Below are 13,664 nucleotides of genomic sequence, written 5' to 3' on the forward strand. Positions count from 1 at the left end.
CTTGGCCATTACTCTGCGCACATGAGCATGCTCACTCCCCCGGGCCTGGGCGGGAAGTACCGCATCAAGGGTGATCGTTACCCGCGTATGCGCAGGCCACGGCGCCGGGGGAGAAGGATCGCCGCCGCGACGGCCGCCGTGCTGGCCGTCTCCGTCCTCGGCTGGGGCACGCTCCAGCTCGTGGACGCCTTCTCCGCCGACGAACCGGACGACGCCGCGGCCACCGTCCGCACCGCGCACGGCGACTGCGCCACCCCGGCCGCCTCCGCCGGCACCGCACGCGACGGCGACGCCGCCCATGGGCGCCTCCGGGCCCGGTCCGGTACCGCCCGGACCCGGCCGTCCTCCCGGCTCCCCGCACCCGGCTCCCTCACCGTCAACGTCCTCAACGCCACCTCGCGCAGCGGCCTCGCCCAGGACACCGCCGACGCGCTGGAGAAGCGCGGCTTCAAGGTCGGCGAGGTGGACAACGCGCCCGCCTCACTCGACGGGAAGGTCCGCGGGGCAGGCGTCCTCCTCGGCGCACCCGGCGCCGAGTCCACCGCCCGCCTCAAGGTCCTGGCCACCCAGCTCAAGGGCGCGGACATCCGCCGCGACAAGGGCCGGCACAGCGCGGAGGTCGATCTCGTGCTCGGCAAGGGCTTCACCAAGCTGACGGGCGCGAAGAAGGCCCGTGCGGCACTCGCCGCCCTGGCGAAACGGGCACGGTCCCACCCCGCGCCCACCGGCACCCTCGCCACCACCGGCTGCTGAGGCCCACCGCCGGCTGCCGGGGAGGCGGCGATGTTGACCGGGGGCCGGGAGCCGGGCACGGGTTGCCAGGGCCGGTGGCCGCCGGGAGCCGGACGGAACGGGGCCGGGACGGGACCCGGGGCCGGGGGCCGGGGGCCGGGGCCGGGGCCGGAAACAGGGCCGCATCGCAGCCGGTTGACGTTCCGGACGGAACCCGGACGACGTGCGCGCGGAAGCCTGTGCCGTGTGGGGCGCGGCCGTGTACGGCAACAGCCGTTGCGGCAACGCCGGGCCCGCACCGGGGCAGGTCGTATCCGCCCATACCAACCGGTCGGTCCGCCGACACGACCACCCACCCACCCCCGCCCGCCCGGTCCGCCGACCCCCGCCACGGGGCACAGCCGTTGGACGTCGACACGGGACGCACGGGGAGGCACCGCCGCCGGACGGAGCCGTCGGCACGGTCACGGCCCCCAGAGGCGGGTCGGCGTCGTCAGGGGGCGTCCGGGGCGTAAGAGGCAGCAGAGGCGGCAGAGGCGGCAGGGACGGTCGTTAGCCGGCCGTCCCGTACATGCGGTCGCCCGCGTCTCCCAGCCCCGGCACGATGAAGCCCTGCTCGTCGAGGCGCTCGTCGACGGAGGCGGTCACCACGGTCACCGGCGTACCGGCCAGATCGCGTTCCATGACGGCCACGCCCTCGGGGGCGGCCAGCAGGCACAGCGCCGTCACGTCGTCGGCGCCGCGCCGGATCAGTTCCTTGATGGCGGCGACGAGCGTGCCGCCCGTGGCCAGCATCGGGTCCAGGACGTAGACCTGGCGGCCGGACAGGTCGTCCGGCATCCGGTTCGCGTATGTCGAGGCCTGGAGGGTCTCCTCGTCGCGGATCATGCCGAGGAAGCCCACCTCGGCCGTCGGCAGCAGCCGGACCATGCCCTCCAGCATGCCGAGCCCGGCGCGGATGATCGGCACGACCAGCGGCCGGGGCCGGGAGAGCTGCACACCGGTCGTCCCCGTCACCGGCGTGGTGATTCCGACCTCCTCCACGCGCACATCGCGGGTGGCCTCGTACGCGAGCAGCGTCACCAGCTCGTCCGCCAGGCGGCGGAAGGTGGGCGAGTCGGTGCGCGCGTCACGCAGCGTGGTGAGTTTGTGCGCGACGAGGGGGTGGTCGACGATCTGCAAACGCACAACATCCTCCAAGGGTCTAAACGGCAATGAAGGCCGCACTGCGACCCTGGGACTCCAGATTACCGAGCTCCCGAACACGGCCGCTGACCGACCGATCGCCGCGGTTTCGCCGGGATGTTCGGGGGCTGCCCAAGGGCCGCTGACCCCTCCGGAGGACACCAGGCATCTCACGAAAGAGCCTTGGCGGTGGCATGAGGAGCATGAAGGACCTCCCTCTGTATCGAACCCTCCGTTCGATACAGGGGGTCATAGCCACCAGACTGTCCCCGAACCGTCGCAACGGCCCGGGGACCAGCTTCAGCTACCTACGGAAGATGTCCCCGTGTTTGAGGTGCCCACAGCGACCAGCACACTGGCCTTCACCGCGCACGACTGCCGGAGTGCCTCGGTGAACAGTTCGGCCAGCCATGCCGCGGTGTTCGCGTTCCATCCTTGAACGGTGCAGTCGAAGCTCAGGCAGTGGTCGCCGCTGGGCACTTCCTGTAGACGCTCGTGGCCGGTGGGCCGGGTGGCGACCCCTTCGATGAAGGCATTGGCGTCGGCCCCTGCCCCGGGACGGCATGCGAGGTGCCCCTGGGCGAGGTCCTCCACTGTCGCCGCGAGCTTATCGGCCCGTACCGAGTCCGGGAGCCCTTCCAGGCGGACCCGCACCGCGCGTTCGGGCTGCCGGAAGGCGGTCAGCTCCTGCCACTCGGCCATGGAGGCGAGTGCTGCCCGGGCATCGACCGCTGCTTCCATGGGCACCAGACCGTTGATGCCATCATCCACCTCCGCTACATCGTCCTGATGCCAGTGCTCGATCACAGCGGCATCGACATCCACGACCCCGTGAAGGCCGAGAAACATCTCCGCCCTCGTGCTCTCTCCCGCCACCCTGTTATGTGGCGGTCGTTTGCGCCTCACCGCTGCCTCCACGCCGACGTTCTTCCGCTCCGGTCATGGTTTCGCTTATTTCACACCTTGCAGCGTCGCGTGACACCCTTTGTATTGAGCTGCCTAGGCGAGTCGGCGTAACCAATGATGTCGACACCGACCTTCGTGCGGAACCTGTCCTTCGTGGTTCAGTTCTTGCGCTTCTTCCGAGCGTTGGCCCGCTTTCCGGTCCCCGGCTTAACGGTCCGGACTCCCTTCGCTACGGTCTTCCACTTCGACCGCTTGTGTGCCTGAAGCCAGACCGTGACTTTCGCCTTCCCGGCAGGGCCGCTCTGCTTGATCCACCATCCGTGAACCGACACCTCGCCACGGGTCACGTGTGCGTCGTCACCATGGGTGGTGAAGAAATTGATGGGCGACCTGCCGTAGGACGAAGCGGGCACCGAGCCATCGGCGACAACGGTGCTCTGTTCGCTGTTCACCGTTGGCTCTGCGGCGGAAAAGCCTGAGCGGTCACCCCGTGAACAAGAATGCGGCAGCCAGGCCCACCGAAACGCTGCGCTTAATCTGCGTCTCTCCCCCTAAAAGTCAGACTCTGCGGTCAAAAAGCGACCCCACCGGAGAGAGCTTGCGCACCGAATCTATTTCCGAGTGAGGTAGAGGAGACTGGCTTGATCACGTCGGCGTCCGGCTTGTTCGCCAAGCCTCTACCTCGCTGTGCTCCTATCCGCTGTGGATGAGCGGAAGGAAGCGCCATTCGATTCGAGAGGAAACTTCCTGCAACAGGGAAGCCCCCTCTCGCGTCAAGGCACTGACAGGAAGGCACCCCGCTCCTCAACCAGGAGCGGGAGCGCCGCAATGTCGAGTGGCCGATGACATGGATCCGCATACCTCGACAGAATCCGAGCACCCGCCCGGTACCCGTCCGGGCCCCAGTACCCGTCCGGGCTCCGGAACCGTTCCGGAACCACCCCGGAACCGGTCCGGAACCCGGCCCCGGCTCCCGGCCGCTCCTGGGACCGCCCGGATCCCCGGCCTCCGGGACCGTTGCGGAGACGGCCGGGGACGTGCGGGGGGGGCGGTCGACCGGAAGCCGCCGGGCGCTCTGGCGTACGCCCGGCGCACCGGGGAAGGTGGGCAAGTACACCGGAGGTGTGCGTATGACAGAGGCATCACAGACCCGGCGGCAGACCGAGGAGTCCGACCGCCTTACCGACGCGGAGCGGCTGCGCCGCCGTGCTCGCTTTCTCCGAGAGCTGAACGAGGCGAAGGAGTTGCGCGAACGCGTCCACCCGCGCCGCTCCCGCGCCGCCCGCCGGCGTCGGCAGGCACTGCGGATGCGCACGTTCCGCTGGTGAGCGCCGTGCACGCGTGCGCACGGTGCTCAGCTCAGCGTCGCGAGGTGTCACGGTGCGTCGCCACATACGGGCGCGGGGGAAACCGTTCGGGCAACAGCCGGGCAAACAGCGCGACGACGCACAGCCGAAGACTCCTCGCACGGCGCGGGTTTCTGCCACGATTCCCGTGGGGCGGGGCACGGTCCTCGTCGACATCGGGCACATCTTGAATCAGTGGGAGAGTCACGGTGTATTTCGCCGCGCTGCTCGCGCGCACCGAAGACGGGTGGGAAGCGAGCGACACAGAGCTGGACGATGTGGAGACCCTGGCCGATCTGGCCGACCTGGCCCGGGAGGCCACGCCGGACGACGAGACAGTGCTGGTCTGCATCGAGCAGGAGGGGGAGTGGTTCGGTGTCGTCCGGGTGGACGGCGAGGACGACCCCCGCGTCTTCGTCTCCGACGCCGCTGCGGCCATGCGCAGCTCGTACGGCGAGATACTGCTCTCGGACGAGCTGCTGGGACGCCAGCCGGAGGATCCCTCGGCCCTGGACCAACTCGTGGACCTGGACGGCACGGAGGAGGGGGAACCGGAAGGCGGTGACCACGAGGGCGAGGAGGCCGAGCGCGCCGCCGTCGCCGACGCGGAGTCCGCACCCGCCGGTCCGCTGGGCGACGCCGAACTGCTGAGCGATCTGGGGATGGACGAGAAGGCCCTGCTCTCGCTGCCTCCCCAGGACGCCTTGGCGGAGGTCGCCGACGCGCTCGGCTGCACGGACGTGCTGGAGTCCGTCCGCTGAGCCGGCGCCGCGCGGCAGGCGCGAGACTGTTCCCATGAGCCCCGCGCACGACGAGCGGCCGACCGCCGACTCCCCGTCCCCCGAACCGGAAGGCGACCCCGTACGCGATCCGTGGCGCGAGCCCATGCGGCTGGCGCTCGCGGAGGCCGTACGGGCGCCCCGGACGGGGGACGTGCCGGTCGGCGCCGTCGTCCTCGCACCGGACGGCACGGTGCTCGGACGGGGGCACAACGCCCGTGAGGCGGACGGCGATCCGACCGCCCACGCGGAGGTCCTCGCCCTGCGCGAGGCGGCCCGGGTACGGGGCGACAGCTGGCGCCTGACGGGCTGCACGCTGGTCGTCACCCTGGAGCCCTGCACGATGTGCGCGGGCGCGGCGGTGCTCTCCCGCGTCGAACGTGTCGTCTACGGTGCCCTCGACGCCAAGGCGGGCGCCGCCGGTTCCCTGTGGGACGCCCTCCGCGACCGCCGCCTCAACCACCGCCCCGAGGTGATCAACGGGGTACTGGCCCAGGAGTGCGCCGCGCTCCTCACCGCCTTCTTCCGCTCCCCGGACACGCCACCCCCAGCCCTCCCGGAAACCGATTTCGACCCGGGGCCCCCAGTGGGCTAGAGTTCCTCTCGGTAGCGTGTCCGAGCGGCCGAAGGAGCTCGCCTCGAAAGCGAGTGAAGGGCAACCCCCTTCCGTGGGTTCAAATCCCACCGCTACCGCTCTGAGCAGGAGGAAGGGCCGGACCCCGGTGAGGGCCCGGCCCTTCGTCGTGCTCCGGCCGGCGCCTTGAAGCCGTGGTCCGGGCCGCCCGGCGGGCGTGGGTCAAGCAGCATCAGTGCGAGCAGCCCGGTCACCTCGTCGTCCGCGGGCAGTTGCGCGTGCACCGTCCTGGTCAGCCGGATCGCCTCGCGCGCGAGGTCGGGGCGGTGCAAGTCGCGGCCCGAGGAGGCGGTGCAGCCCTCGTTGAAGATCAGGTAGTGCACGCTGATCAGGAACTTCATCGTGCGCTCCTCGTTGTCCGCGGGCCCCGGCGGGACCCCTCCACCTGTCGGTCGGAGCCGGCGCCGCCGGATCGACATCCTCGCCGCGGGATGCGCGGCGCGCGTACTGCGAGCCCGCGCGGGCTGTCGTACGTTGAGAGGGCGACCGCTGGTCCCAAGGGGGGAGCAGGGAGGCACGGGCGAATGCGTGCTGTCGGTGTGCGGGAGCGGAACGGGCGGCCGGAGGTTCTGCGGGCGCGGCGGCCCGAGCCGGGTGAGGGCGAGGTCCTGGTACGGGTCGTGGCCGCGGGCCTCAACCCGCTGGACTGGAAGATCGCCGACGGGATGCTGGCGGAGACCGTCCCGTACGACTTCCCCCTGGTGATGGGTGTGGACTTCGCGGGGACCGTGGAGGACAGCGGCGCGGAGGCGCACCGGTTCGCCCGGGGCGAGCAGGTGTACGGGCACGTGGTGAGCGAGCCGGTGGGGCGCGGCACCTACGCCGAGTACGTCGTCGTGAACGAGACGGGCAGCATCGCCCCCGCGCCCCTGTCGCTGCCGCTGACCGCCGCGGCCGGGGCGCCGACCGCGGGGATGACGGCGCTGGGGATCATGGACGCGGCGGCGCTGCGCTCGTACGAGAGCCTGCTGATCATCGGGGCGGCGGGCGGCGTCGGCACGTTCCTGACCCAGCTGGCCGCCGCCGGCGGGCTGCGCGTGCTGGCCGCCACCCACGGACACGACCAGGCGCGCATGGCGGCCTTCGGCGCGGCACGCACCGTCGATGTGCGCGAGCACGGATTGGCTGAGGCGGTGCGGGACGAGTACCCCCAGGGTGTGGACGCGCTGGTGGACCTCGGCTCGGCCTCCCGGGAGGACTTCGCGGCGCACGCCGCCCTGGTGCGGGACGGCGGCGTGGCCGTCTCCACGCTGGACGCGGCGTCGGTGGACGCGCTGTACGGGCGCGGCATCGAGGGCATCAACTTCCACATCGCTCCCTCCGCCGAGCTGCTGGAGCGGCTCGGTGAGGAGATCGACAGCGGCCGTGTGACCGTCCCCATCGAGGCGGAGGTGCCGTTGGAGGAGGCGCCGGGGGCGGTGGCCCGCAACCGGGCGGGGGGTGCCCGCGGCAAGACGGTGCTGGTGCCCTGAGACCGCCAGCCCCTGGTCGCGCTCCTGCCCCTTCGCACGCATCCGCCGCCCCTCCGCACGTATTCGCTGCCCCTCCGCACGCATCCGCCGCCCCTCCGCACGCATCCGCCGCCCCTCCGCACACATCCGCCCGTGGGGACGCACCGTTACCGCTACACTCACACCGCCGCACAGGTGTACGGGGTGCGGGGTGTCGGTGAGCGAACACCCCAGGGGAGGGGCAGCGCGATGGCGCAGACGAAGAAGATCGTGGGCTACATGCTGGTCGTCTTCGTGCTGTACACGATCATCACCTCTCCCGAACGTGCCGCGGACCTGGTGCAGATAGGTTTCGAGGGCATCTCCAGCGCCGCGCAGGGTGTGGGCCGGTTCATGACCTCGCTGGTCAACTGAGAGCCACCCGAAACGCCTCTTCCACCCCCTCCCACCAGGGGTTTCGCCGCCCGTAAGGCAGCAACACGGAGTTATCCGGTGCTTGCACACGGTGCACATGTCTTGTGATGCTATGACCGCTTTTTGGCGGACGAATCGCGATCGATCACGACAGATCTGCACCGTAAGGGGTGGTGGCTGAGTGGACGGGACCCGTACCCCCACCCAGACGCCCTCCGGCGACGCCGAGACGCGGCCGTCCTCCCCCGCCGAAGCGCAGCGGGAACGGGCCGCGCGGACCCGGGCGCTGACGCAGTCCCTCTTCGAGCAGCTCTCCCGGCACGAGCCGGGTTCACCCGAGCACGAGCGCATCCGCGCCGCCCTCATCGAGGCCAACCTTCCCCTCGTCCGCTACGTGGCGGCGCGCTTCCGCAGCCGCAACGAGCCGATGGAGGACGTCGTCCAGGTCGGCACGATCGGCCTGATCAACGCCATCGACCGGTTCGACGCCGAGCGCGGGGTGCAGTTCCCCACCTTCGCGATGCCGACCATCGTCGGGGAGATCCGCCGCTACTTCCGCGACAACGTGCGCACCGTGCACGTCCCGCGCCGGCTGCACGAGATGTGGGTGCAGGTCAGCGGCGCGACCGAGGATCTGACGACGCTGCACGGGCGGTCCCCGACCACCGCGGAGATCGCCGAGCGGCTGAAGATCAGCGAGGAGGAGGTGCTCGCCTGCATCGAGGCGGGCCGGGCCTACCGCGCCACGTCGCTGGAGGCGGCGCAGGAGCGCGAGGACGGGATGCCGGGGCTGCTGGACCGGCTCGGTTACGAGGACCCGGAGCTGGACGGTGTCGAGCACCGGGACCTGGTGCGGCATCTGCTCGTACAACTGCCCGAGCGCGAGCAGCGGATCCTGCTGCTGCGGTACTACCGGAACCTGACGCAGTCCCAGATCAGCGCCGAGCTGGGGGTCTCGCAGATGCATGTCTCCCGGCTGCTCTCGCGCAGCTTCGCCCGGCTGCGGGCCGCAAATCGAATCGACGCGTAACCGGATCGGGCTACGTCAACTTCCGCCCCACCGCTCTCAACTGTGCAGTTTTATCGACATGAGGCTACGTCGCGTTGCCTACTTGTGACATTCTGCAAGAGCTGCGTTTGCCGCGGCGGCGCGCCCGGTATGGAGGGGGAGGTGCTTCCCTCAGCCGAGGGCGCCGCAGCGACCCGTCCGCGACCTCAAGGGGGTGGCATGTCCGTAGAACTGGGCAGCTCCAAGGTGCTCATCGAGAACACGTCCCCGGCCCCGGGGGCACCCGACGGGCCGATGGAGCCCGGCAGCATGCCCCGCACCCTCGGTGAGGAGCCCGTCGGACCGGCCGCCGCGCTGCCGGCCGCCGCGCTGCCGGACGCCGCGCTGCCGGACGCCGCACCGGCGGAGCCGGCGGGCGCCGTCACCACCGTGGCCGACGGCGACGCGCTCGACACCCGCACCCTCTCCCGCTCCCTCTTCCTGCGGCTGGCCGCGCTCGACAAGGCGGCGGCCGAGTCGCCCGGCAAGGACGTCACCGCCGAGCGGATGTACGTGCGGGACACCCTCATCGAGCTGAACCTGCCGCTGGTGCGCTACGCCGCCGCCCGCTTCCGCAGCCGCAACGAGCCGATGGAGGACATCGTCCAGGTCGGCACGATCGGCCTGATCAAGGCGATCGACCGGTTCGACTGCGAACGCGGGGTGGAGTTCCCGACGTTCGCCATGCCGACCGTCGTCGGTGAGATCAAGCGCTTCTTCCGCGACACCTCGTGGTCGGTGCGCGTCCCGCGCCGCCTCCAGGAGCTGCGCCTGGCGCTGACGAAGGCGAGCGACGAGCTGTCCCAGACCCTGGACCGCTCCCCGACCGTCACCGAACTGGCCACCTGCCTGGGCGTCTCGGAGGAGGACGTGGTCGACGGGCTGGCCGTCGGCAACGCCTACACCGCCTCCTCGCTGGACTCCCCCGCGCTGGAGGAGGACGGGGCCGAGGGCTCCCTCGCGGACCGTCTCGGCTACGAGGACAGCGCGCTGGAGGGCGTCGAGTACCGCGAGTCCCTCAAGCCTCTGCTGGCCAAACTCCCGCCCCGCGAACGGCAGATCATCATGCTGCGCTTCTTCGCGAACATGACGCAGTCCCAGATCGGCGAGGAGGTCGGCATCTCCCAGATGCACGTCTCCCGGCTGCTGACGCGCACGCTCGCCCAGTTGCGCGAGGGGCTGATCGCCGAGGACTGACAGCACCGAGACGACCGGGGGACCGAGTGCGACGGGGGACACGGAGAAGTACGGACCGAGGCTTCACATCTGACGAACCGTCAGTGACACTGGCGCCATGCGGAGGCAGGGGAGCCAGGGCATCGACAGCGGCCGGGGCGGGCGGAGCATCAGCACGCGGAGCCGTCGGGGCGGCCGGATAGCCGCCTCGGCGGCTCTCGTCTGTCTCGGGGCGCCGCTGGCCGCGGGGTGCGGTGGGGGCGGCGACGAGGGCTATGTGGCCGTCGACTCGGGGCCCGGCGGCGACAGCTCCGGGCCGGCGCGGCCGGACGACAAGGTACGGATGGTGCCGCTGCCCGGGGACCCCGGGGGCGGGGACGGCGACGGCACGCGCGAACGGGACGGCACACGCGGCGACGGCGGCAGCGGGAAGAGCGCGGGCGGCGAGGGGGCCTCCGCGTCCCCGTCCTCGGGGTCCGCGGGCCCCTCCGGCGGGGCGTCGGACGGGACGGGTGCGAGCGGGGACGCGGGCGGGAAGGGCGAGGCAGCGGCGGGGAGCGGGGCGGCCTCCGGTTCGGCGCCGGGCGGCTCGTCCTCGGGCTCGGGCGGCAGCGGCTCGGCAGGTGGCGGCTCCGGTGGTGGTTCCGGGGGTGGCGGCGGGGGGAGCAGCGGCGGGGGCGGTGGCGGTGGAAGCGGTGGCTCCCCCTCGCCGGGCGGGCCGACCGGTCCGGCCGCCCTGGTGGCGAGCGAGCCGCAGCGGGCCAAGACGGACAAGAGGTGGTGCGAGAGGGTGACGGTCGGCCTCACCAATTCCGGCGGCAGCCCCGTCACCTCGGGCGAGATCACCTTCGGTATCCACATCATCGGCGCGCTCGGCGTCGACTGGGACACCCGGGAGACCACGCGCAAGCTGCCCGTGCCGATCGGGGCCGGGGAGAAGAAGGAGAAGACCTGGACCGTGTGCGTGGACGCCTGGCGGGTGCCGCTGGGGATGCGCGTGGAGACCCGCGAGGTGAAGCTCTCCGGCTGGAAGTGATCCCCGCGAGCGCGGGCGGGCCCGCGCTCGCGCGGGAGCGGACCACCCTTCGGGGCATACCGACCGGTCGGTCCGCGCTGCGCAAGGGGCGCGATCCCCGGCACACCCGCCACGGCTTCAGGACAGAAGGCGCCCCGAAGCAGCGGCATGTGAACAGCGGGCCCCGCACGTGAACAGCGGGCTCCGCACGCGCGCGCGGAGCCCGGTTGCGCACGGACGGCGGACCCCCGCCCGGGGCCGTCAGACGCGCGGGACGGTTACGAGAACGCCAGCCAGGCGACACCCGCCAGGACGACGAGGGCCACGACGACGCCGACGATCACGCCGACGCGCGGACCGGCCGGGGCCGGGGCGGGGGCCGGCCGCCTGCCCTGCCGGGGGGCGCCCTCGTCGACGAAGGCGCGGAACATCTGGGTGCTGCCTGCCGGATCGGGGTGTCCCTGTGCGTCCGGACCCTGGGGGGCGTGCGGGTTGTGAGCCATGTCCCAGGACCCTAGCGAACCCTTCCTCGGATGGCACAGCCCGGTCCGGGCAGCCGTCGCGCCATCCCTGTGCTGTCCCTGTGCCATCCCTCACATCGGCCACCCGCACCCCTGCCGCCCCACACCCCCTTCCCACCAGGGCTTTCCACGAGCACCTTGACCGGGGCTTGAGGGAGCGCACACGGAGGCTTGGGGAAAGGTTTGCCTCGCTTGCCCGGAATCAACTTGCCTACAGCAACCAACCATCTTATGGTTGCCTTAAGCAACAAGTTCATGGGGTGCAGATGGCCGAACGCAGTCAGTACGAGGAGCTGGCCCGGCAGATCAGCGCCATAGGCGCCGTCAAACGAGAGATGGCGCGCGGTCTCCCCCCGGAGTGTCCACCCGCGTCGGCGGCCGTGTTGATGCTCCTGAGCAAACACGGGGAGATGCGCACCAGCCGGCTGGCCGAGCTGATGGCGATCGACATGTCGGTGACCAGCCGCCACGTCGCCCACGTCGCCGACCGCGGCTGGATCGAACGCCATCCCGACCCGCAGGACGGCCGCTCCCGACTGCTGCGGATCAGCGAGAGCGGTGAGCGGTTCCTGACGGAGCTCTCGGCCCATACGACCGAGTCGCTGGCCGCCCACCTGCACGACTGGAGCGACGAGGACGTCGCCCAGCTCAACACCCTGCTCAGCCGGCTCCGTACGAGCTTCGGGGACTGCCGCTCCCGCGGCGGGCAACCCCACGAGACGACAACGACCGCAACACACTGAGTGAGAAGGACGCCGAATGGCAACAACCCGACCCCAGCCGCCGGTTGGGGGGCCCCGCGACGCCGTGCAAGGGGCCAGCGGCGGGGCCCGACACGCGGCTCACGGACACGCCGCCCCGGGCCGGACCCCGGCACCGGGCGCAGGCACCACCGCCGCACCGGCATCCACCGGCGCGGCACCGATGACCCACCGGCAGATCATGGAGGCGCTCTCCGGGCTGCTGCTCGGCATGTTCGTCGCCATCCTGTCGTCGACGATCGTCTCCACGGCGCTCCCGAAGATCATCCACGATCTGAACGGCAGCCAGAGCGCCTACACCTGGGTGGTGACCGCGTCGCTGCTGGCGATGACCGCGTCCACCCCGCTGTGGGGCAAGCTGGCGGACCTCACCAGCAAGAAGGTGCTGGTGCAGGTCGCACTGATCGTGTTCGTCCTGGCCTCGGCGGGAGCCGGTCTCTCGCAGAACCCGGGGATGCTGATCACCTTCCGGGTGTTCCAGGGCATAGGCATGGGCGGTCTGTCCGCCCTGGCCCAGATCATCATGGCCGCGATGATCTCCCCGCGCGAGCGCGGGCGGTACAGCGGCTACCTCGGCGCGACGTTCGCCATCGCCACCGTCGGCGGCCCGCTGCTCGGCGGCGTCATCACCGACACGAGCTGGCTCGGCTGGCGCTGGTGCTTCTACGTCGGCGTCCCGTTCGCCGTGATCGCGCTGATCGTGCTCCAGAAGACGCTGCACCTGCCCGTCGTCAAGCGGCAGGGCGTCAAGGTGGACTGGCTCGGCGCGTTCCTGATCGCCGCCGCGGCCTGCACCCTGCTGCTGTGGGTGACCTTCGCCGGTGACAAGTACGACTGGCTGTCCTGGCAGACCTACACCATGGTCGCCGGAGCCCTCGTGCTCGCGCTGCTCTTCATCCTGGTCGAGTCGAAGGCCAAGGAGCCGATCATCCCGCTGCGGCTGTTCCGCAACGGCACGATCACGCTCGCCGCGGTCGCCTCGCTGTTCGTCGGTATCGCGATGTTCGGCGCGACGGTCTTCCTGAGCCAGTACTTCCAGCTGGCGCGCGGCAAGTCGCCGACCATGGCCGGCGTCATGACGATCCCGATGATCGCCGGGCTCTTCGTCTCCACCACCGTCTCGGGCCAGATCATCAGCCGCACCGGCAAGTGGAAGCGGTTCCTGATCGCCGGCGGTGTGCTGATGACGGCGGGCATGGGCCTGCTGGGCACCATGCGGTACGACACCGAGTACTGGCACCTGGCCCTCTTCATGGCGCTGCTCGGCCTGGGCGTCGGCATGATGATGCAGAACCTGGTGCTCGCCACGCAGAACCAGGTCGCCGCCAACGACCTGGGGTCGGCCAGCTCCACCGTCAACTTCTTCCGCTCGCTGGGCGGTGCGGTCGGTGTCTCGGCGCTCGGCGCCGTGCTCTCCAACCGGATCACCCACTTCATGGAGGACGGCTTCGCCAAGCTCGGCATCAAGCCGGGCGGCGGCGCCACGGGTGGCGGCGGCAGCGCCCTGCCGGACCTGGACAAGCTGCCCGCGCCGGTACGCACCGTCGTGGAGAGCTCCTACGGGCACGGCATCGGCGACATCTACCTGTACGCCGCGCCGGTCGCGCTCCTCGCGCTGATCTGCGTCCTGTTCATCCGGGAGGTCCCGCTGCGGACCACCAACGCGACAGAGGCGCAGGAAGCCGCCGACGCACCG

The 13,664-nt window shown here is 71.2% G+C and carries 16 protein-coding genes and 1 tRNA gene; 12 read left to right on the forward strand and 5 right to left on the reverse strand.

The genetic code is table 11. From position 1 onward, the window contains the following. The first annotated feature begins 21 nt into the window (after positions 1-21). A complete protein-coding gene (locus FM076_RS15635; protein ID WP_243274521.1) occupies positions 22-753 on the forward strand; it encodes a LytR C-terminal domain-containing protein in 732 nt (243 codons plus the stop codon). A 531-nt stretch (positions 754-1,284) separates the two neighbouring features. On the opposite strand, the gene upp is transcribed toward FM076_RS15635, so the two are convergent. The 3 genes from upp to FM076_RS15650 form a co-directional block, all read right to left on the reverse strand. Next, positions 1,285-1,920 (reverse strand): uracil phosphoribosyltransferase, encoded by a 636-nt coding sequence (gene upp, locus FM076_RS15640; RefSeq protein WP_173871265.1) that lies wholly within the window; start codon positions 1,918-1,920, stop codon positions 1,285-1,287. A gap of 297 nt (positions 1,921-2,217) precedes the next feature. After that, the gene (locus tag FM076_RS15645; protein ID WP_173871267.1) at positions 2,218-2,766 is read right to left on the reverse strand and encodes a hypothetical protein; all 549 of its coding nucleotides are present in this window, start codon (positions 2,764-2,766) and stop codon (positions 2,218-2,220) included. 215 nt (positions 2,767-2,981) lie between these two features. Then, on the reverse strand, positions 2,982-3,275 hold the full coding sequence (locus tag FM076_RS15650; RefSeq protein ID WP_173871269.1) for a hypothetical protein: 294 nt from the start codon (positions 3,273-3,275) through the stop codon (positions 2,982-2,984). Between the two features lie 678 nt (positions 3,276-3,953). On the opposite strand from FM076_RS15650, the gene FM076_RS15655 reads away from it, so the two are divergent. The 4 genes from FM076_RS15655 to FM076_RS15670 all read left to right on the forward strand — a co-directional run bounded on the left by FM076_RS15655 (position 3,954) and on the right by FM076_RS15670 (position 5,641). Further along, on the forward strand, positions 3,954-4,151 hold the full coding sequence (locus tag FM076_RS15655; RefSeq protein ID WP_173871271.1) for a hypothetical protein: 198 nt from the start codon (positions 3,954-3,956) through the stop codon (positions 4,149-4,151). Between the two features lie 227 nt (positions 4,152-4,378). Then, positions 4,379-4,930, forward strand: a complete 552-nt coding sequence (locus FM076_RS15660) for a hypothetical protein (RefSeq protein WP_173871273.1) — start codon at positions 4,379-4,381, stop codon at positions 4,928-4,930. A 34-nt stretch (positions 4,931-4,964) separates the two neighbouring features. Beyond that, positions 4,965-5,543: a tRNA adenosine(34) deaminase TadA gene (gene tadA, locus FM076_RS15665; RefSeq protein ID WP_173871275.1), complete on the forward strand. Its 579-nt coding sequence runs from the start codon at positions 4,965-4,967 to the stop codon at positions 5,541-5,543. 10 nt (positions 5,544-5,553) lie between these two features. After that, a tRNA-Ser gene (locus FM076_RS15670) sits at positions 5,554-5,641 on the forward strand. On the opposite strand, the gene FM076_RS34990 is transcribed toward FM076_RS15670, so the two are convergent. Next, on the reverse strand, positions 5,636-5,923 hold the full coding sequence (locus tag FM076_RS34990; protein WP_173871277.1) for a DUF6596 domain-containing protein: 288 nt from the start codon (positions 5,921-5,923) through the stop codon (positions 5,636-5,638). The two genes, FM076_RS15670 and FM076_RS34990, sit on opposite strands and share 6 nt — an antisense overlap. A 183-nt stretch (positions 5,924-6,106) precedes the next feature. Here FM076_RS34990 and FM076_RS15680 point away from each other — a divergent pair, with 183 nt between their 5' ends. From FM076_RS15680 to FM076_RS15700, 5 genes are all read left to right on the forward strand, one after another. Continuing rightward, a complete protein-coding gene (locus FM076_RS15680; RefSeq protein WP_173871279.1) occupies positions 6,107-7,054 on the forward strand; it encodes an NADP-dependent oxidoreductase in 948 nt (315 codons plus the stop codon). A 228-nt stretch (positions 7,055-7,282) separates the two neighbouring features. Beyond that, positions 7,283-7,447 (forward strand): hypothetical protein, encoded by a 165-nt coding sequence (locus FM076_RS15685; protein WP_173871281.1) that lies wholly within the window; start codon positions 7,283-7,285, stop codon positions 7,445-7,447. Between the two features lie 181 nt (positions 7,448-7,628). Next, complete coding sequence (locus tag FM076_RS15690; RefSeq protein WP_173871283.1) at positions 7,629-8,477, forward strand: SigB/SigF/SigG family RNA polymerase sigma factor; 849 nt, start codon at positions 7,629-7,631, stop codon at positions 8,475-8,477. Positions 8,478-8,675: 198 nt separating this feature from the next. After that, on the forward strand, positions 8,676-9,692 hold the full coding sequence (locus tag FM076_RS15695; protein ID WP_173871285.1) for an RNA polymerase sigma factor SigF: 1,017 nt from the start codon (positions 8,676-8,678) through the stop codon (positions 9,690-9,692). A gap of 97 nt (positions 9,693-9,789) precedes the next feature. Further along, on the forward strand, positions 9,790-10,707 hold the full coding sequence (locus FM076_RS15700; protein WP_243274522.1) for a hypothetical protein: 918 nt from the start codon (positions 9,790-9,792) through the stop codon (positions 10,705-10,707). A 257-nt stretch (positions 10,708-10,964) separates the two neighbouring features. Here the strand turns inward: FM076_RS15700 and FM076_RS15705 are convergent, their stop codons facing one another. After that, positions 10,965-11,189 carry a hypothetical protein gene (locus FM076_RS15705; protein WP_173871287.1) on the reverse strand — a complete coding sequence of 75 codons (225 nt, stop codon included), beginning with the start codon at positions 11,187-11,189 and terminating at the stop codon, positions 10,965-10,967. Positions 11,190-11,473: 284 nt separating this feature from the next. Between FM076_RS15705 and FM076_RS15710 the strand changes: the two genes are divergently transcribed. After that, complete coding sequence (locus tag FM076_RS15710; protein WP_173871288.1) at positions 11,474-11,950, forward strand: MarR family winged helix-turn-helix transcriptional regulator; 477 nt, start codon at positions 11,474-11,476, stop codon at positions 11,948-11,950. Between the two features lie 16 nt (positions 11,951-11,966). Then, positions 11,967-13,664: MDR family MFS transporter (locus FM076_RS33850; protein ID WP_430625926.1), on the forward strand; the 1,698-nt coding region annotated here is incomplete at its 3' end.

Origin of the sequence: Streptomyces albus subsp. chlorinus, assembly GCF_013302895.1 — a bacterium.
In the GTDB taxonomy this organism is placed as follows: domain Bacteria; phylum Actinomycetota; class Actinomycetes; order Streptomycetales; family Streptomycetaceae; genus Streptomyces; species Streptomyces chlorinus.

Excerpts from the sequence above, each read along its gene's own strand:
- FM076_RS15700 (WP_243274522.1), top strand. The coding sequence starts at position 9,790 with ATGCGGAGGCAGGGGAGCCAGGGCATCGACAGCGGCCGGGGCGGGCGG.
- FM076_RS15695 (WP_173871285.1), top strand. The coding sequence starts at position 8,676 with ATGTCCGTAGAACTGGGCAGCTCCAAGGTGCTCATCGAGAACACGTCC.
- tadA (WP_173871275.1), top strand. The coding sequence starts at position 4,965 with ATGAGCCCCGCGCACGACGAGCGGCCGACCGCCGACTCCCCGTCCCCC.
- FM076_RS15680 (WP_173871279.1), top strand. The coding sequence starts at position 6,107 with ATGCGTGCTGTCGGTGTGCGGGAGCGGAACGGGCGGCCGGAGGTTCTG.
- FM076_RS15645 (WP_173871267.1), bottom strand. The coding sequence starts at position 2,766 with ATGTTTCTCGGCCTTCACGGGGTCGTGGATGTCGATGCCGCTGTGATC.
- FM076_RS34990 (WP_173871277.1), bottom strand. The coding sequence starts at position 5,923 with ATGAAGTTCCTGATCAGCGTGCACTACCTGATCTTCAACGAGGGCTGC.
- FM076_RS15685 (WP_173871281.1), top strand. The coding sequence starts at position 7,283 with ATGGCGCAGACGAAGAAGATCGTGGGCTACATGCTGGTCGTCTTCGTG.
- FM076_RS15655 (WP_173871271.1), top strand. The coding sequence starts at position 3,954 with ATGACAGAGGCATCACAGACCCGGCGGCAGACCGAGGAGTCCGACCGC.
- FM076_RS15705 (WP_173871287.1), bottom strand. The coding sequence starts at position 11,189 with ATGGCTCACAACCCGCACGCCCCCCAGGGTCCGGACGCACAGGGACAC.
- FM076_RS15710 (WP_173871288.1), top strand. The coding sequence starts at position 11,474 with ATGGCCGAACGCAGTCAGTACGAGGAGCTGGCCCGGCAGATCAGCGCC.
- FM076_RS15635 (WP_243274521.1), top strand. The coding sequence starts at position 22 with ATGAGCATGCTCACTCCCCCGGGCCTGGGCGGGAAGTACCGCATCAAG.